This is a genomic window from Streptomyces sp. NPDC047130 (assembly GCF_040643475.1).
Lineage (GTDB): Bacteria > Actinomycetota > Actinomycetes > Streptomycetales > Streptomycetaceae > Streptomyces.
In genome coordinates this window covers 40,761-59,401 of the sequence record NZ_JBEYUK010000004.1, presented here as the reverse complement: position 1 = coordinate 59,401, position 18,641 = coordinate 40,761, and the positions used below count along the sequence as shown (strand labels likewise).

The window sequence follows — 18,641 nt, the reverse complement described above, 5'->3', positions numbered from 1 at the left end:
CGGTGAAATCACCCTCCCGACGGCAGCGAGTCCTGGGCGTCCTTGACGCCCTGCTGCACGTCCTGGGCGGTGTCGCCGATGCTGGTGATCCAGTCGGAGATGTCGCCGATCCAGGTGGTGAGCTGGTCCCACCAGCCCTTGGTGGTGCCGATCCACTCCTGGAGCGGGGAGAGCTCCCAGACCATCCAGCCGGCCACGAAGAACACCAGGACCACGATCAGGCAGCCCTTGAGGCACCCCAGGCCCGGGATGCGCACCGGGTTGGCGCCGCGCCGCCGCTCGCGCGGGGCGGCGGGCGGCTGCCGCGGGGGCGCGTAGTGCTGCGGCGGCGGCTGGACGGGGCGCTGCACCGGCCGCTGGACCGGTCGCTGCGCGGGCCGCTGGACCGGCTGCTGCACCGGCTGCTGGTTCTGCTGCGGGTAGCCGTAGCCCTGCCCCTGCTGGGGCCGCGGCGGCTGCTGCGGGCGCGGGGCGACCTGCCGCTGCGGCCGGCGGCGGCGCAGCGGGTCCTGCTCGGGGTCCACGTAGTTGTGGACCTGGGTCTGCTCGTTGCGCTCGCGGGCGGCGCTGAGCTGGTTCTGCCACGGGTGCGGCTGCTCGGGCCCGCCACCCTGCGGCATCGCCCGGGTCGGGTCGGCGCCTCCCGGACCGCCCGGCCCTGCGGGGCCGCCCTGGCCGCCCGGGGGGTGCTGCATCACGGTGGTGGCCGCGTTGGGGTCGTAGGAGCCGCCCTGGCCGAAGCCCTGGCCCCCCTGGCCCTGGCCCTGCGGGAGGACCTGGGTGGGCTCGGAGGCGCCGGGTGCCTCGGGGGAGCCCGGCACCGGCGCGGGGGCCGGGTCGGGCGCGAGCAGCGCGCCGACGTTCTCCGCCGCGACGATCTGCGCGGAGCTCGCCCGCAGGCCCACGCCGTCGGCGACCACGCGCAGCGCGCGGGCCAGGCTGACGGCGCTGGGGCGCTCGTCGGGGTTCTTGCGCAGGCAGCGCTCGATGACCGTCCACAGCGGCTCGGGCAGCGTGGAAGGGCGGCGCGGCTCGGCGTTGAGGTGCTGCTGGAGCACCTCCAGGGCGCTGCCGCCGCCGAACGGCGGGCGGCCGGTGACCAGCTCGTAGAGCAGGATGCCGGCGCCGTAGATGTCGACGGCGGAGGTCTGCGGGCGGCCCTCGGCGGACTCCGGCGCCACGTAGGACGGCGTGCCGACGAACTCGCTGGTGCGGGTGAGGCCCGGGGAGTCGGCGAGGCGGGCGATGCCGAAGTCGGTCAGCATCGGGTGCAGCTCGCCGCCGGTCTGCCGCAGCAGGACGTTGGCGGGCTTGAGGTCGCGGTGCACCACGCCGTCGGCGTGGCTGGCGGCCAGCGCGTCGGAGATCTGCGCGGTCAGCAGCGAGGCGGCGACCGGGCTGAACGGGCCGTTCTCCCGCAGGTAGCGGTGCAGGTCGGGGCCCTCGATCAGGTCCATCACCAGGGCGAGCAGGTCGCCCTCGACGACCAGGTCGCGGACCCGGACGATGTTGTCGTGGGTGAGCCGGAGCAGGACGGAGCGCTCGCGGAGGAACCGCATCACCACGTCCGGGTCGTTCGCCAGCTCCTCCTTGAGGACCTTGATGGCGACGGTCTCCCCGGGCTGGCCCGGGACGGCGGCCTCGGCCCCCGCGGTCTCGCGCTGGCGGGCTCGCCAGACGGTGCCCGTGGCGCCGCGTCCGATCGGCTCCTCGAGCAGGTACTTGCTGCCTACCGGCCGCACGTCATGCGCTCCCTGCTGGTCGTGATCACTCGCACCGGCGCTGATGACCGGTCCTGCCCACTGTAGTGCCGAGGGGCCCGGTGGCGGCGGTCGTCCGGAGGGCCGGATGCGTCTCGGTCCGGACACGGCCCGGGGCGGGCGCGCGCCGGGGTGTCCGGTGCGGGTCGCCGCCGGGTCGCCGTCCGGTCGCCGCCGGCTCTCCGTCCGGTTCCCGGTCCGGTGTCCGGTGCGGGTCCCCGCCCGGGTCCCAGAAGAAAAGACGTGCTTCCCGGTCGCTTGGTTTCCGGCAGCGAGCGATATCGGTCACGAACAGGTGTCGAATGGGCCACTTTCTCGGGCAGAGGCGACCAATCAAGATCACTTGAGGGTGGCCCGCGGGCGCGGGCCGGGGGTCAGGTGCGAGGATGCATGCTGCTACAGCTACAGGCCGACGTGCTCGGGCGGGCGGTGGGGACGGCGCGGTGGGGGACCGTGAGGCGCATCGACCGCTGCCCGGGCGCCCGAGCGGAAGGGATCGCTGACGGCGATGCAGATCCGGCTGACCGTCGTAGACCCGCTGAACCCGCCCGCCGCGAGCCGTGACGTGCTGGTCACCGCCCCCGCCGGCACCGCGCTGGCGGCCGTGGCGGCGGACCTGGCGGCGGCGGTCGCCGGGGGCGACGGGGGCGGGGCCGTCCTCTACGCCGGGGCCGAGCGGCTCGACCCGCTGCGCCGGGTGCTGGGCGAGCCCCCGCTGGTGGACGGCGCGGTGCTGTCCGTGGGCGGGCCCGCCGACCTGGACGCCCACCTCGGCGCGGAGGACGGCATCGGGCCCTCGGCCGTCGCCGAGCTGCACGTCGTCGCCGGGCCGGACGCGGGCGGCGTCCACCTGCTGCACGGCGGCATGATCCGCGTCGGCCGGTCCATGGACGCCGAGATCCCGCTCGACGACCCGGACGTCTCCCGTCTGCACTGCGCGGTCACCGTCGCCCCGGACGGGTCGGTGACCGTGGCCGACCTGCGCTCCACCAACGGCACCCGGCTCGACGGCCGCCCGGTCGAGGGCGGGCCCGTCCCGCTGCCGCCGGGGGCGCTGCTGCGGGTCGGCGAGTCCACGCTGCGGCTGACGCTGCCCGCCACCCCCGCGTCGCCGTCGCCGGTCACCCCGGACGGCGAGGGGTGCCTGCGGCTGTCCCCGCGGCCGGAGGCGGGCCCGGAGCCGGACGCCGGGCACGGGGCGCCCGCGGCCGCCGGAGCGCCCGGGTCCGACGGGCCGGGTGCGTCGGGAGGGCCCGCCGGGCCCACCGTCGCCCACGACGGCGCGGGGCCGGCGCTCGCCGCCGACGGCGGCCGCGGCGCCGGGGAGCCCGTGCGGCGGCGGGGCATAACCGCCTGGGCGCGGCGGCTGGCCACCGGCCGGGGCGCCGCCCCTGGGCCGGAGACCGGGTCGCCCGGCCCGACCGCGCACACCGACGGGTGGGCCGCCGTCACCCGCCGCCCCGACACCTGGCCCGACCCGTCGGAGCTGCTGCTCACCGCCCTCACCCCCGGCCCCCGCCTCTGGGAACGTCCCCACGACCATCCGGAGGCGCTGACCGTCCGCCTGGGCACCGCGGACCGCCCGTCCCCGGACGGCGAGGGTCTGCTGCCCGCCGTCCCGGTGACCACCGCGCTGCGCGAGGCGGGGTCGCTGGGCCTGGCCGGGCCCCGTCCCCGGCTGGCCGGGCTGGCCCGCGCCGTGCTGGCGCAGCTCGCCGCGCTGCACTCCCCGGACACCCTGGAGCTGGTGCTGATCAGCGCGGACCGGTCACGTTCCCTGGAGGAACGGACCGCGGAGTGGGCCTGGTTCGGCCTGCTCCCGCACGTCCGCCCCACGCAGGGCCAGGACTGCCGGCTGCTGCTCGCCCACGACCGCGACCAGGCCGCGGCCCGCACCGACGAGCTGCTGCGCCGGGTGGCCGACGCCGCAGCCGCGCACCGCCCGGACGCGGGCCGGGCACGCCCCGTCCGGTCCACGGTCCTGGTGGTCGACGGCGACCCCGGGGGCGCGGACGTGCGGGACGCGGTGTCCCGGCTGGCGCTCACCGGCCCGCGGGCCGGCGTCCACGTGCTGTGTCTCGCCGAGACCGCCGCCGCCTCCCCCGCCTCCCCGGTGACCGAGACCTACGAGGCGGCCTGCTCGACGGTGCCCGCCTTCCGCGCCTGCGGGGCGGTGGCGCTGCTCAGCGGCGACGTCGCCACGGCGCTGCGGCTGCTGCGGATCGCCCCGGTGACGGGGGTCCCGGCGCCGCGGTCGGGGCCCGGGTCGGCCGTCCAGGGCGCCGCTCCGGTGCTGCCGCGGACGGCTCCGGTGGGGCACGGCACGGTGGGCACGCTCGACGCGGTGTCGCTGGAGTGGGCCGAGCGGTTCGCCCGCGCACTGGCGCCGCTGCGGGCGGACGCGCCGCCCCCGCCGGTGGCGGGGGGCCTGCGCGGTCGCCGCCCGGGGCCGGCGGTGCCGCTGCCGGACGCCGCGCGGCTGCTGGACGAGCTGGGGCTGGCCCGCGCCACCCCGTCCTCGCTGCTGGCCCGCTGGGCCGACGCGGCGGACGACCCGGACTCCCCCGGCGGTCGCGCGGTGGCCGTCCTGGGCTCGGGTCCGCACGGGCCGCTCGCGGTGGACCTCGCCGCGGAGGGCCCGCACCTGCTGGTCGAGGGGCCGCCCGGCAGCGGCCGTACCGAGCTGCTGCGGGCGGTGACGGCGTCGCTGGCGTCCGCGGAGCGCCCCGAGCGGCTCTCCGTCCTGCTCGTCGACGGCGCGGGAGCGGTCCGGGCCCAGGGGCTGGAGCCGTGCGCGGAGATCCCGCACGTCACCGAGCGGCTGCTCGCCAACGACCCGCTGGTCATGCGGGAGTTCGCGCAGCGGCTCAGCGCGGAGCTGAAGCGGCGCGGGGAGGTGCTGGGGCTGCTGGACTTCGCGTCCTGGCACGCGGGGCGCAGGCCGGCGCGGATCGTCCCGCAGCGGGGGCCGGCGGCGACCGCCGACGAGCCGGGACCGGCGCCCCTGCCGCGCCTGGTCGTCGTGGTGGACGACCTCGACGCGCTGCTGCGGCCCCCGCTGGGGGCTCCGGGGCGGCCGGCCGCGGGGTCGGTGGTCCGGGCGCTCGAGGCGGTCGCGCGGGACGGTGAGCGGCTGGGCGTCCACCTGGTCGCGGCGGCGGTCTCCGCGGAGGGCTCCGCGACCGTCCACCAGGGCTCGCCGCGGGCGGTCCTGGACGACAGCGCCCAACCCGGCCGCGGCAGGCTCCTCGCGCCGCACGCCGGGGCCGGAGCGGGGGCCGTCCCCTTCCAGGCCGGCCGGGTCACGGGCCGCATCCCGCGCACCGCGACCCTCCGCCCGACGGTCCAGCCCCTCGACTGGTCCCGCATGGGCGACCCGCCCACCCGCCGTCCCGTCCGCGAACTCGGCAACGGCCCCACCGACCTCGCCCTGCTCGCCAGCGCCCTCACCCGCGCCGCCGACCAGCACCCCACCCGCACCGCCTCCCCGGCCACCCGGTAGCCCCCGCTACCGGCCCGGGCGGCGACCCGAGCGCGGCGGCCCGGGACCTCGCCGCCGACCGGAGCGGACCGACAGGCTCGGACCGCGCGGAACGCCGGCGCCCCTGCGCGGAACCGCCCGCCAGGCGCCGCGGTGCGGGGGCGGTGGCCGAGCGGCAGGGCCGTCCAGCGCCGGCGGACAGCCGCTGCCCCGCCGCCCGGCCGGGCGGACGGACGGGCGGACGCCGGCGCCGGGCTGCGAGCGGGACGGCCCGGCGGGCGTCCGGCGGACGCGGCGCCGCCGCCCGGCGGTGTGCGACCTGACCGGATGTCACCGCCCGGCCCCGGCACCGGAGGCAGCCCCCGCGGCCGTGCCGGGCGGGTCCCGTCCCCGCCCGCCCGGGCCGCCCGAGGGGCCGGCCGGGGGACCCGAATGGCGTCAACTCGCCGCCCTGGAACGGCGAAAGGGTCACGGCGAGGCAACAATCGGGGTGTTCGGGGGGCGTATACGCCCGGCGTGGGAGCGTGACGGGCGTAGACCGCCCCGCCCTTGGGAAGGCGCTTGGCGCGAAAGGGTCCACCCACACGTTCAAGGACGAACGAAGAACGGGGCAACGATGCGCATACCCAGCACGCTCAGGCACCCACGGATCTCCACCGCCCTCCTGGCCACCGGCCTCGCCCTGGCCCTCGCGGCCTGCGGCGGCGGAGACGGCGGGGGCGGGAAGACCGGCAAGGCGACGGCCGGCGGCGACGACGCCACCGCGCAGACCGTCGACCTGCCCAAGCTGGACGGGGAGACCCTCGAGGTCGCGGCCGTCTGGACCGGGACGGAGCAGGAGAACTTCAAGAAGGTCCTCGCCGAGTTCGAGAAGCGGACCGGCGCCAAGGTCACCTTCGTCCCCGCCCAGGACCCGATCATCAACTTCCTCGGCTCGAAGATCGCCGGAGGCGCCCCGCCGGACGTCGCGATGCTGCCGCAGGTGGGGGCGATCCACCAGGCCGTGGAGAAGGGCTGGGCCAAGCCGCTCGGCCCGGAGGCGCAGGAGCAGCTCGCCAAGAACTACAGCAAGGGCTGGCAGGACCTCGGCACCGTGGACGGCAAGCAGTACGGCGTCTACTACAAGGCCGCCAACAAGTCCCTGATCTGGTACAACGCCCAGGTCTTCGAGAACGCGGGGGCGAGCGAGCCCAAGACCTGGGACGAGCTGCTGACCACCGCGCAGACCGTCTACGACTCCGGCGTCACGCCCTTCTCGGTGGGCGGCGCGGACGGCTGGACGCTCACCGACTGGTTCGAGAACGTCTACCTCTCGCAGGCCGGCCCGGAGAAGTACGACCAGCTCGCGCGGCACGAGATCCCGTGGACCGACCCCTCGGTCAAGGAGGCGCTGACCTCGCTGGCGCAGATCTGGGGCAAGGCCGACTACGTCGCGGGCGGCGCGGACGGCGCGCTGCAGACGGAGTTCCCGGCCTCGGTGACCCAGACCTTCACCGGCGGCGACCAGCCGAAGGCCGGCATGGTCTACGAGGGCGACTTCGTCCAGGTCAACATCGGCGAGACGGAAGCCGAGGTGGGCACCGACGCGAAGGTGTTCCCGTTCCCCGCGGTGGGCGACGCCCCGCCGGTGGTCTCCGGCGGCGACGCCGCGGTGATCCTGGAGGACTCGAAGGCCGCGCAGGCCCTGGCCACCTTCCTGGCCTCGCCGGACGCCGCCGGCATCCAGGCCGAGCTGGGCGGCTACCTGTCGCCGAACAAGGCGGTGGACGCGTCCCTGTACCCGAACGACGTCCAGCGGAAGATGGCCGAGGCGCTGATCCAGGCCGGTGACGACTTCCGGTTCGACATGTCCGACCAGGCGCCCCAGGCGTTCGGCGGCACGCCCGGCAAGGGTGAGTGGAAGATCCTCCAGGACTTCCTGAAGAACCCGAAGGACGTCGAGGGCGCCCAGAAGAAGCTGGAGGCCGAGGCGGCCAAGGCCTACGGGGACTGAGGCCCCATGGAACCGGCCGTGACCAAGGAGGGGACCCCGGCGGCCGAGCCCGCCGGGGCGCCCCCCGCCGAACCGCCCGTGACGGGCCGGACGTCGAGCAGGCGGACGTCCGCGCTTCCGTTCCTGTTCCTGCTGCCCGCCCTGGTGCTGCTGGGCGCGCTGGTGCTGTACCCCATCGGGTACTCGGTGCTGCGCAGCCTCTTCGACCGCACCGGCGACGGCTTCGTGGGCTTCGACAACTACGCGGAGCTCTTCACCGACGACGGCATCCTGAAGGCGCTGACGAACAACCTGATCTGGGTGGTGGTGGCGCCCGCCGTGGCCACCGCGCTCGGTCTGGTCTTCGCGGTGCTCACCGAACGGGTGCGCTGGGGGACGGCGTTCAAACTCGTCGTCTTCATGCCGATGGCGATCTCCATGCTGGCGGCGGGCATCATCTTCCGCCTGGTCTACGACCAGGACCCGGACAAGGGCATCGCCAACGCGGTCTGGGTGGGGGTGCACGACACCTTCGCCGAGTCCTCGGCCTTCCCGAAGGCGCACCCCGGCCGCGAGTCGCCCCTGGAACCGGCCGGCGGCGGCGCGTTCGTCACCACCGACCCGGTGCGGGCGGGCACGCCGGTGGCGCTGCCGCTGGTGGGCGTCGCGCCCGACGTGATGCCCGAGGACGCCGCCCCGGCCAGGGCCGCCGAGGCCGATCCGGCCAGGATCACCGGGGTGACCTGGCAGGACTTCACCCGCGGCAAGGGCGTCGGCACGCTCAACCAGCCCGACGCCACCGAGGTCGGCTACCCGGGCATGCGGATCGAGGCGGTCAAGGACGGCACGGTGGTGGCGACCGCCACCGCGGCCTCCGACGGCTCGTTCAGCCTGCCCGCCGAGGCCGACGGCGCGGTGCTGCGCCTGCCGGCGGAGAACTTCCGGCAGCCCTACAACGGTCTGGAGTGGCTGGGCCCGTCCCTGGTCACGCCGGCGGTGATCGGGGCGTACGTGTGGATGTGGGCCGGGTTCGCGATGGTGCTCATCGCGGCGGGCCTGGCCGGGGTGCCACGGGAGCTGATGGAGGCGGCCCGGGTCGACGGCGCCACCGAGTGGCAGGTGTTCCGCCGGATCACCGTGCCGCTGCTGGCGCCCGTGCTGGGGGTGGTGCTGGTCACCCTGATGATCAATGTCCTGAAGATCTTCGACCTGGTCTTCATCATTCCGCCGGGCTCGGCCCAGGACGACGCCAACGTGCTCGCCCTGGAGCTCTACCGGAAGGGCTTCGCCGAGGACCAGCCGGGTGTGGCCAGCGCCATCTCCGTGTTCCTGCTGCTGCTCGTCGTCCCGGTGATGTGGTTCAACGTCCGGCGGATCCGGCAGGAGGGCCGACAGCGATGACGTCGACGACGGTCACGACGGACAGGGAGCCGGGCGGAAAGCCGGGCGGGAAGCCGGGAGGCGAGCCAGGCGGTGGGCCGGGCGGGAAGCCCTCCCTCGGCTCCCGGCTGGTCTCCGGGCTGGGCGGAACGCTGGTCCAGCTGTTCCTGGTGGTGGTCGGCCTGTTCTGGCTGGTCCCCACCATCGGTCTGCTGCTCTCCTCGCTGCGCTCGCCGCAGGACATGGCGGAGAGCGGCTGGTGGACGGTGCTCACCGAACCGTCCCGGCTGACCTTCGAGTCCTACTCCAACCTGCTGGGCAACGGCGACATCACCGGCTCGCTGGTGAACACGCTGCTGATCACCGTGCCGGCCACGGTGCTGGTGGTGGTGATCGGCGCGCTCGCCGGTTACGCCTTCGCCTGGATGGAGTTCCCGGGACGCGACTGGTGGTTCCTGGGCGTGGTCGGGCTGATCGTGGTGCCGGTGCAGGTGGCGCTGCTGCCGATCGCGGAACTCTTCGGCGACCTCGGGCTGTTCGGGTCGATCGCGGGCGTGGTGCTCTTCCACACCGGGTTCGGCCTGCCGTTCGCGGTGTTCCTGCTGCGGAACTTCTTCGCGGAGATCCCGCGGGAACTGCTGGAGGCGGCCCGGCTGGACGGGGCGGGCGAACTGCGCCTGTTCACCCGGGTGGTGCTGCCGCTGGGCGGACCCGCGGTGGCCAGCCTCGGCATCTTCCAGTTCCTGTGGGTGTGGAACGACATGCTGGTCGCCCTGGTCTTCGCCGACTCCGGCAGCCAGCCGATCACGGTCGCGCTGCAGACCCAGGTGCGGCAGTTCGGCAACAACATCGACGTGCTCGCGCCGGGGGCGTTCCTGTCCATGGCGATTCCGCTGGCCGTGTTCTTCGCCTTCCAGCGGCAGTTCGTCTCCGGGGTGATGGCGGGCGCCGTGAAGTAGGCGAAGCGGGGGAAGCAGGGGCAGCAGGGGAAGCAGCGGCCTGCGGAGAACGCACGTCGGGGGCGCGGCGCACACCCGCCCGCGCACCCCACCCGATCGGAAGCGTCCGTCAAGCGGGCGAATCCGTTCACCTGAAGGGGCGGTCCGGTCAACGGGCCGCCCCGACACGCGTGCGGAGTCGCCGGTCGGCGGGGCGGCGGGGCGTATCCATGTCACACCGTCGGATGTCCCGCCCCGGCCGACCGCCCCCGTCACCCCCTGGATGTGCCGTTGCCCAGGTTCAGCGTCATCGTGCCCGCGTACCAGGTCCAGGCCTACCTGCACTCCTGCCTGGAGTCGGTGCTGGGGCAGTCGTACACGGACCTGGAACTGATCGCGGTCGACGACGGCTCCCCGGACCGGTGCGGGGCGATCATCGACGAGTTCGCCGCCCGCGACCCCCGCGTCCGCCCCGTCCACCTGGAGCGGAACACCGGGCTCGGCCCCGCCCGCAACGCCGGCATGGAGCAGGCGTCCGGCGACTACCTGATCTTCCTGGACGGCGACGACGCCCTCACCCCGCACGCCCTGCGGGCCGTCGCCGAGCGGCTGGAGCGGACCGGCGACCCGGACGTCCTGGTCTACGACTACGCCCGCCTCCACCTCGACGGCACCACCGTCCGCAACCGGCTCGCCGCCGAACTGCGCGAGGACGGACCCGCCCCGTTCCGGCCCGACGACCGGCCCGGGCTGCTGAACCTGCTGATGGTCGTCTGGAACAAGGCCTACCGGCGGGCCTACCTGGAGCGCCGGGAACTGCGCTTCCCGCCGGGCTGCTACGAGGACACCCCGTTCACCTACCCGGCGCTGCTGGCGGCGGATTCGCTGGCCACCCTGGACCGGGTCTGCGTCCACTACCGCCAGCGCCGCCACGGCAACATCCTCGGCACCCCGGGGCCCCAGCACTTCGACGTGTTCGCCCAGTACGACCGCGTCTTCGCCTTCCTCGACACCCGCCCCGAACTGGCGCACTGGCGGGGGCCGCTGTTCCACCGGATGACGGACCACTGCTTCACCGTCCTCAGCCGCGCCGGCCGGCTGCCGCCCCGCGCCCACCGCGAGTTCCTGCGCCGGGCCCGCGACCTGCACCGCCGCCACCGGGCCCTCCCCTGCCCGCCGCCCGCCGGGCTCCGCGCACGCGGCCGGCACCTGGTGATCCGCAGCGGCAGCCCCCGGCTCTGGCACGCCCTGCGCCTGGCCCTCCTCACCGCGCGCCGCGCCGCCCGCGCCGCCCGCGCCGCCGGACGCGCCGCCCGGACGGGGCTGCTGCGGCTCCACTTCGCCGTGCAGCGGCGCCTGCCGCTCCGCGACCTCGCCCTCTTCACGGGGTGCGGCGGCGGCGCGTACGGCGGCGACCCGGGGGCCCTGGAGGCCGCGTTCCGGGTGTGGTCGCCGCGGACCCGCACCGCCTGGGCCGCGCCGCGCGACCTCGCGGACACCGTCCCGGCCGGCACCCTCCGCCTCACCCCGTACGGCGCCGCCTGGTGGGCGGCGCTGGCCCGCGCCCGCCACCTGGTCACCGACACCGGTTTCGGCGTGCCGGTGCGCCCCCGCCCGGGACAGGTACTGCTGCACACCCTCGACGGCCTCCCCCTCACCCGCGAGGGGCTGGACGCGCCCCGGCCGGACGTCTCCTCCGTCCTCGCCGACGCCGACGCCCGGAACCTCTGCCTCTCCGGCGACCTCCACACCACGCTGGTCCACGAACGCGGCTTCCCCGGCCGGTACACCACGCTGGAGTTCGGCCGCCCCCGCACCGACGCCTACCAGCGGGCCACCGCCGCCGACGTCGCCCGCGCCCGCGCCGCCCTGGGCGTCCCGGCCGGCCGCACGGCGGTCCTGTACGCCCCGACCGCACGCCAGGTCCCGGCGCCCTCGCTGGACCTGGAGGACCTGGCACGCCGGCTGGGCGAGGGCTTCGTGCTGCTGACCACCGTCGCCGACCCGGGGACCTACCCGCCCGGCCGGGTGCTCGACGTGTCCGCCACGGCCGCCCCGCTCGCCGACCCGACCACCCTCTGCCTGGCCTCGGACGTGCTGCTCACCGACTGCTCCCCGCTGATCGCCGACTTCGCCTCCCTGGACCGCCCGGTGATCGCCTGGGGCCCGGACCGCGCCGCCCTGGACGCCGTGCGCGGGCTGTACCCCGTGCCGGTGCCGGGGGCGGTGGCCGGGGACGTGGCGGAGCTGGCCCGGCTGCTGGCCACCGGCGCCTGCGACGGTCCCGCCGCCGCCGAGCTGCGCGCCGCCTTCCGGGAGCGTCACTGCCCCTACGACGACGGGCGGGTCGCCGAACGGGTGGTGCGGCGCGTGGTCCTGGGCGAGAGATCCGGCCTGCCCGCGGTGACCGCGCCCGCCGAGCGCCGCCCGGTGCCCGCCGCCGCGCCGGTCACCGCGCTCGGCTCCGCCCCGGCCGCGCTGCCCGCCGCGCGGCCGGCCGCGCGCCCTGCCGCGGGATACGGCCTGGCGGAACAGCGCTGAGGGAGCGTCACCCATGCCCACGTCACGCCCCACGCCGACCCGGCCCTCCACCTGGCGCCCGCCGGGCCGCCCGCCCGGGCCGTACGGGCACCGCCCCGGGGCGTGCCACGACCGCTGACCCGCCGCCGACCGCCGCGGCCCACCGCGGTCCGCAGCGGAACCGCCGTGGAACCGCCGTGGAACCGCCGTGGGAAGCCACCCGCCCGGCCCGCGGGAACGCCCGCCCGCCGAGAGAAGACGCCCGCCCGCGAAGCCCGCGAAGAACGCGAAGAGGAGGCGCGCGAACCATGCCCCGGTTCTCCGTCGTGATCCCCACCCATGGCACCGCCCACCGGCTGGCGGACGCCCTGGACAGCGTCGTCGGCCGGCCCTGCGGAACCCCCTACGGCGACGGCAACGACGACGGCGACGGCGACGTGGAGGTGGAGGTGGTCTGCGTCCTGGACGGCCGGGACGCCCCGGCCGCCGACGTCCTGGCCGGCCGCCCCGGCGACCCGCGGATCCGCACCGTCGTCTCGCCGCCCTCCGCCGGGCTGGGCGCGGCCCGCAACGCCGGGCTGGCCGCGGCACGCGGCGACTACGTGCTGTTCCTCGACGGCGACGACACCCTGGCGCCGGGCGCGCGGGCCGCCGTCGCCGGCCGGCTCGCCGCGACCGGCGACCCCGACGTGCTGGTGCTCGGCCACCGGCGCGTCCCCTGGTGGCCGCCCGCACAGCCGCCCGCGCCCCGGCGCGCGCAGCCATCCGCGCCGGGGCCCCGGCAGCCGGAGGAGGCCGCGCCAGACTGGCCGTTCCGCCCGTCCGAGGCACCCCGCCTCACCGGCGTCCGGCTGCCCGCGTGGAGCGCCGCCTACCGCCGCGCCTTCCTGCTCGAGCGCCGCCTCGCCTTCGCGGAGGGCTGGTACACCGACCTGTCCTGGACGCCGGCCGCGATCCTCGCCGCGGACCGGGTCGCCGTGCTGCGCCGGACCGTCGTCGAGCACCGGGTGCGCCGGCAGGGCAGCCGTCTCAACGAGCCGGGGCCGCACCACCTGGACCTGCTGGACCGGGCCGAGGACCTGCTGCACCGCACGGCCCCGCTGCCCGCCGCGCGGCGGGAGGCGGTCTTCACCGACGTGTTCGCGCTGGTCCTGCGCACCGCCGCCGACCCGCGCCGGCTGCCCGCCGCCGACCGGCGCGCCTTCTTCCGCGGCGCCGCGGACCTGTACCGCCGGTACCGTCCGGCCGGCTACCGGCCGCCCGGGGGCAGCCTGGGCGCGCAGCACCGGCTGCTCGCCCGGGGCGCCCACCCGGCGTTCCGCCTGCTGCGGGCGGTCCACCGGGGCGCGGGCCGGCTCGGCGCGGCGGCGGCGACGCCGCCCCGTCCGCTGCGCGGGCTGCGGACCCGCCTGTACTACCGCCGGGCGCTGCGCCGCCCCCTCGACCCCCACCTGGTCGTGTACTGCGCCTACTGGGGCCGCGGCTACGCCTGCAACCCGGCGGCGATCCACGCCAGGGCCCGCGAGCTCGCGCCGCACCTGCGCGGGGTGTTCCTGGTGGAGCCGGAGGCGGTGCCGACGCTTCCGCCGGGCGTGGAGCACGCGGTGATCGGCACCCGGAAGTACTGGGACCTGCTGGCCCGCGCCACCTACCTGGTCTCCAACGCCAACCTCCCCGACGCGGTCGTGAAGCGGCCCGGCACGGTCCACCTCCAGACCCAGCACGGCACGCCGCTCAAGCGGATGGGGCTCGACCAGGCCGCCCATCCGGTGGTGGCCGCCGCCACCGGCAGCTTCGCCAGGCTGCTGGCCCGGGTGTCGCGCTGGGACCACAACCTGTCCTCCAACCCGCACTCCACCGAGACCTGGGAGCGGGTCTTCCCCGGCGGCCACCGGACGCTGGAGTACGGCTACCCCCGCAACGACGTCCACCTCACGGCGACGGCCCGGGACGTGGCGCGGATCCGCCGTGAACTGGGCGTCCCCGAGGGGGCGACGGCGGTGCTCTTCGCCCCCACGCACCGGGACCACGCGGAGGGCTTCGACCCCGCGGGCGTCGATCCGGTGCGGCTGGCCGAGGCGGCGGGCGAGGACGCGGTGGTGCTGCTGCGGGCGCACTACTTCCACGACCGGGCCGGCCGGGAACGGGCCGCCGCGTCCCCGCGGGTGATCGACGTGACCTCGCACCGTTCCGCGGAGGAGGTGTGCCTGGCGGCGGACGTGCTGGTGACCGACTACTCGTCGATCATGTTCGACTACGCGAACCTGGACCGGCCGATGGTGATCCACGCGGCGGACTGGGAGGTGTACCGCGCCACCCGCGGCGTCACCTTCGACCTCCTCGCCGAGCCGCCGGGGCCCGTCTCCCGCACCCCCGAGGAGCTGTACCGCCTCCTCGCCGAGGGCGTCCACGCCACTCCCGAGCAGGCCCGCCGCCGGGCCGCGTTCCGCGAGCGGTTCTGCCCGTGGGACGACGGCCGCGCCGCGGAGCGCGTGGTCCGCCACGTCCTCCTCGGCGAGACTCCCGCGTCCCTGCCGCCGGTCGTCCCCCTCGCCGCCCGTACCCCCGCCCCCTCGGCTGCCCCGCCCAGGGCCCCGGTGGCGCCCCCGCCGTCCGCCCCGGCGCCGGTGGCGGGCGCCGGTCCCGGCGGCGAGCGGCTGCCCCACCCCGCCGCCGGGGACGGCCTCGCCCTCGGCGGCGCCGCGCGGACCGGCGGCGCCGCACCCGCGCGGACCGGCGGCGCACCGGCCGCGCCCACCGGCGGCACCCCGCCCGCGCGGACGGGCGCCCCGCCCGCGCGGGCCGGCGCGGTGACCGAACCCGACCGTCCGCCGAGGAGCTGAACCCCGTGCCGCACCCCCGCTTCAGCGTCGTCGTGCCCGCGCACCGCGTGCAGGGCTTCCTCCGCGAGTGCCTGGACTCGGTCCGCTCGCAGTCGTTCCCCGACTGGGAGCTGATCGCCGTCGACGACCACTCCCCCGACCGCAGCGGCGAGATCCTCGACGAGTACGCCGCCCGCGACCCGCGGATCACCGTGCTGCACCTGACGGAGAACGTCGGCCTCGGCCGCGCCCGCAACGCCGCGATCCCGCACGCCACGGGCGACCACCTGCTCTTCCTGGACAGCGACGACACGCTCACCCCCGGCGCCCTCCAGGCGATCGCCGACCGCCTCGACGAGACCGACGACCCGGACGTCCTGGTCTTCGACTACGTCCGCGCCCACTGGTGGGGCGGCGTCCGCCGCAACGCCCTGGCGCACGTCCTCGCCGAGGCGGGGGCCGCCCCCGGCGGCGTGTTCACCGCGGCGGAGCATCCCGGGATCCTCGACCTCCTCATGGTGGTCTGGAACAAGACCTACCGCCGCGAGTTCGTCGAGCGGAACGGCTTCCGCTTCCCGCCCGGCTACTACGAGGACACCCCGTGGACCTTCCCGGTCCTGCTGACCGCGGGGCGGATCGCCGCCCTGGACCGGGTCTGCCTCGCCTACCGGCAGCGCCCCTCCGGCTCCATCCTCTCCACCACCAGCCGCAAGCACTTCGACCTGCACGCCCAGTACCGCCGGGTGTTCGCCTTCGTCGACGAGCACCCCGAACTCGCCCCCTGGAAGCCGTACCTGCACCGGAAGATGGGCGAGCACTGCCTCGACGTGCTGGGGAAGCCGGACCGGCTCCCGCCCTCCGCGAAGGGGGAGTTCTTCCGGGCCACCGCGCGGCTGTTCCGCGAGTTCCGCCCGGAGGGCATCCGCCGCGACCCCGCCCTGCGCGTGCTGGAACGGCCGTATGCGGCCTACCGGTTGGAGCGCGAGGCGGCCGCCGCACGGCGGCGCGCGGTGGCCGCCACCGCCCGCGCCCGCCGCATCGCCGGCGAACGCGCGGGCCGCGTCCGGCAGTTCGCGCACCGCCGCCGTGCCCTGGACCGCGAACTCGCGCTGTACTCGTCGTTCCACCACCGCGGCGTCCTCGGCGACCCGGCGGCGATCCACGCGGCGGCCCGCGAACTCGCCCCGCACATCCGGGGCGTGTGGGTGGTGCGGCCCGAGCACGCCCACCAGGTCCCGGAGGGGATCGAGCACGTCGCGCCCGGATCGCGCCGGCACCTGGCGCTGCAGGCCCGCGCCGCCTGGTTCGTCAACGACGTCAACTGGCCCTGGATGCCCGTGAAGCGCCCCGGCAGCACGCACATCCACACCCACCGCGGCACCCCGCTGAAGTACCAGGGCGCCGACCTGCTGACCAAGCCGGGCGCCCGGCAGGGGCTGGACGTGCCGCGGATGCTCCGGCGTGCCGACGCCTGGGACTACAGCCTGGTCGCCAACCGGCACTCCGAACGGGTCTGGGACCGCGCCTTCCCCTGCCACTTCACCTCGGTCCGCACCGGCAGCCCCCGCAACGACGTGCTGGTGCGCGGCGACGCGGCCCGCGGCGCGGCCACCCGGGACCGCCTGGGCATTCCCGCCGGGCACACCGTGGTGCTCTACGCCCCGGCCCGCCGCGACCACGTCCGCGGCGGCCACACCGAACCGGTCGACCCGGCGCGCTTCGCCGCCGACCTCGGCCCCGGGCGGACCCTGGTGGTCCGCCTCCACCCCTCGCTCGCCGACGGCCCGGCCCGCGGCCTCGGACTCGCCGAACTGCACCGGCGGGGCGTCCTCGTCGACGCCACCGACGAACTCCATGTGGAGGATCTGATGCTCGCCTCCGACGTCCTGGTCACCGACCACTCGTCGCTGATGTTCGACTACGCCAACCTGGACCGGCCGATCGTCGTCCACGCCGACGACCTGGCCGCGGTCGCGGCGAGCCGCGGCCTCTACCTCGACGTCACCGCCGAACCGCCCGGCCGGGTGACGCGCTCCTACGCGGAGCTGGCGGAGCTCTTCGCCTCGGACGCCTGGCGGGACGAGGAGTCGTCCCGGCGGCGGGCCCGGTTCCGCGCCGTGTACGGGGAGTTCGACGACGGGCGGGCCGCCGAGCGGGTGGTGCGCACGCTGATGCTGGGCGAGCCGGCGCCGCCCGTGGCGGCCGGCCCCTCCGGCGCGGCCGCCGCCCTGCCCGCCCCGGCCGCCGGCCGCGACGACCTCCTGCAGCGGTCATGAGCGCCGCCGCCCTGCCCCGCGGGGGGACGAGGACCGCGCCCGCGCCGTCGCTGCGGACGGCCCTGCGACCACGCCGGACCCGCGGCTGGGTGCTGCTGCTGGCCGCCGTCTTCGCCGTCCTCCAGCTCGCCAACGTCAGCGGCCGGGACACCCCGGACACCAAGAACTACCTGTCGTACACGCTCAGCCTGCTCGGCCAGGACAAACGGCAGGCGGCCGGCGTCACCATCGAGTACGCCTGCGCCGGGCGGGCCTCGGTGGCCCGCCGCGACCAGAAGGTCGACGTGGAGCGCTTCCACCGCGCCTCGCCCGCCGAGGAGGTCGCCTCCTCCTGCCGCTCCGACCACTGGAAGACGGTCGACGAGCGGCTGAAGGCGGGACAGACCGGCGGGCACACCACCCCCTTCATGTCGGAGCGGTTCCAGCGGATCTTCGAGGTGCGGCCCGGCTACCCGGCCTTCCTGGTGCCCTTCGTCGCGCTGCTCGGCGTGAAGTGGGGCCTGTGGGCGGCGGGCGTGGTCGTCGCCTCCTCCTGCGGGGTGCTGGCCTTCCTGGTGCTGCGCACCCTGCGGGTGCGGCCCGCCCTCGCGCTCACCGGGCAGGCGCTGTTCTACGTACTGCCCACCGGCGCGACGGCGATGCGGCCGATGACGGAAGGGCTGCTGCTCCTGTTCACCCTCACCGCCCTGTGGGGCTGCGCCCTGGTGCTGCGCGGCCGGGACTGGACGGGTGCGGTGCTGGTGTCCCTGTCGCTGGCGGCGCTGTTCACCGTGAAGCACTCGCAGGCCCTGTTCCTCGGGGTGTGCCTGGCCGTGGCGGGCGCCGTCGTCGCCCTGCGGCGGCTGCGGCGGGCCCGCCCGGCGGGGCGCGGGGTGGTCGCGGTGGCGGCGGCCTCCGCGTACGGGGCGCTGGCCACCGTGGTGGCCGCCTGGGCGCTGAACCACCCGACGACCACGGACAGCGTGCAGGACCTGCTCACCGACCACTTCCAGCGGCCCGACCGGGCGCACCCGTGGCGGGAGTTCCTGCACCTGGAGCTGAACTTCTGGGTGGAGTGGACCCGCCGCCAGCTGTGGGAGCCGCTGTTCGCCGCCGCGCTGGCCGCGGGGGCGTGGGGCGCGCTGCGGCGGCGGCCCGCGTTCGGTGTGTTCCTCGTCGGCGCCGCGGCCACGGGGATGCTGACCCAGGCCGCGCACCCGGACATGGCCATCTGGGGCGGCCGTCTCGTCGTCCTGGCCTGGGTGCTGCCGGTGCTGGGGCTGCCGCTGCTGCTGGAGTGCCTGACGACCCGCCAGGGGCCGTTCACCCCGACCAGCGTCCCGGTCCGCTTCCCCCTCCCGGCCACTTCGGTGGAGCGGCTCCCGGTCACCCCGTCCCCGCGCCGCGCCCCGACGGCCGTGGCGGACCTGGCCGCGCTCGCCGGGTCCGCCCCGGCCGGCACCACCCCGGCACCACGCCGCTCCCCGGGCGCCCGCGCCTCCCTGGCCGGTGC

At 76.6% G+C, this 18,641-nt stretch carries 8 protein-coding genes and 1 pseudogene; 8 read left to right on the top strand and 1 reads right to left on the bottom strand.

The genetic code is table 11. From position 1 onward, the window contains the following. Window positions 1-8: 8 nt before the first annotated feature. Complete coding sequence (locus tag ABZ836_RS07590; protein WP_361140386.1) at window positions 9-1,742, bottom strand: serine/threonine-protein kinase; 1,734 nt, start codon at window positions 1,740-1,742, stop codon at window positions 9-11. 526 nt (window positions 1,743-2,268) lie between these two features. Between ABZ836_RS07590 and ABZ836_RS07585 the strand changes: the two genes are divergently transcribed. The 8 genes and pseudogenes from ABZ836_RS07585 to ABZ836_RS07550 all read left to right on the top strand — a co-directional run. Then, window positions 2,269-5,262, top strand: a complete 2,994-nt coding sequence (locus ABZ836_RS07585) for an FHA domain-containing protein (protein WP_361140383.1) — start codon at window positions 2,269-2,271, stop codon at window positions 5,260-5,262. A 595-nt stretch (window positions 5,263-5,857) separates the two neighbouring features. Next, window positions 5,858-7,234 carry an ABC transporter substrate-binding protein gene (locus ABZ836_RS07580; protein ID WP_361140380.1) on the top strand — a complete coding sequence of 459 codons (1,377 nt, stop codon included), beginning with the start codon at window positions 5,858-5,860 and terminating at the stop codon, window positions 7,232-7,234. A 78-nt stretch (window positions 7,235-7,312) separates the two neighbouring features. Beyond that, a complete protein-coding gene (locus ABZ836_RS07575) occupies window positions 7,313-8,614 on the top strand; it encodes a sugar ABC transporter permease (RefSeq protein WP_356134416.1) in 1,302 nt (433 codons plus the stop codon). Then, window positions 8,611-9,552 (top strand): carbohydrate ABC transporter permease, encoded by a 942-nt coding sequence (locus ABZ836_RS07570; RefSeq protein WP_356134167.1) that lies wholly within the window; start codon window positions 8,611-8,613, stop codon window positions 9,550-9,552. The genes ABZ836_RS07575 and ABZ836_RS07570 overlap by 4 nt, the downstream gene beginning before the upstream one ends. A 264-nt stretch (window positions 9,553-9,816) precedes the next feature. Next, window positions 9,817-12,072 (top strand): CDP-glycerol glycerophosphotransferase family protein, encoded by a 2,256-nt coding sequence (locus ABZ836_RS07565; RefSeq protein ID WP_361140376.1) that lies wholly within the window; start codon window positions 9,817-9,819, stop codon window positions 12,070-12,072. A 287-nt stretch (window positions 12,073-12,359) separates the two neighbouring features. Then, window positions 12,360-14,894, top strand: a complete 2,535-nt coding sequence (locus ABZ836_RS07560; protein WP_361140373.1) for a CDP-glycerol glycerophosphotransferase family protein — start codon at window positions 12,360-12,362, stop codon at window positions 14,892-14,894. Window positions 14,895-14,899: 5 nt separating this feature from the next. Continuing rightward, entirely contained in the window at window positions 14,900-17,149 is a 2,250-nt protein-coding gene (locus ABZ836_RS07555) for a CDP-glycerol glycerophosphotransferase family protein (RefSeq protein ID WP_361140370.1), read from the top strand. Window positions 17,150-17,238: 89 nt separating this feature from the next. After that, window positions 17,239-18,426: pseudogene (locus tag ABZ836_RS07550) on the top strand (hypothetical protein); the annotation flags it as partial. Window positions 18,427-18,641: the final 215 nt, after the last annotated feature.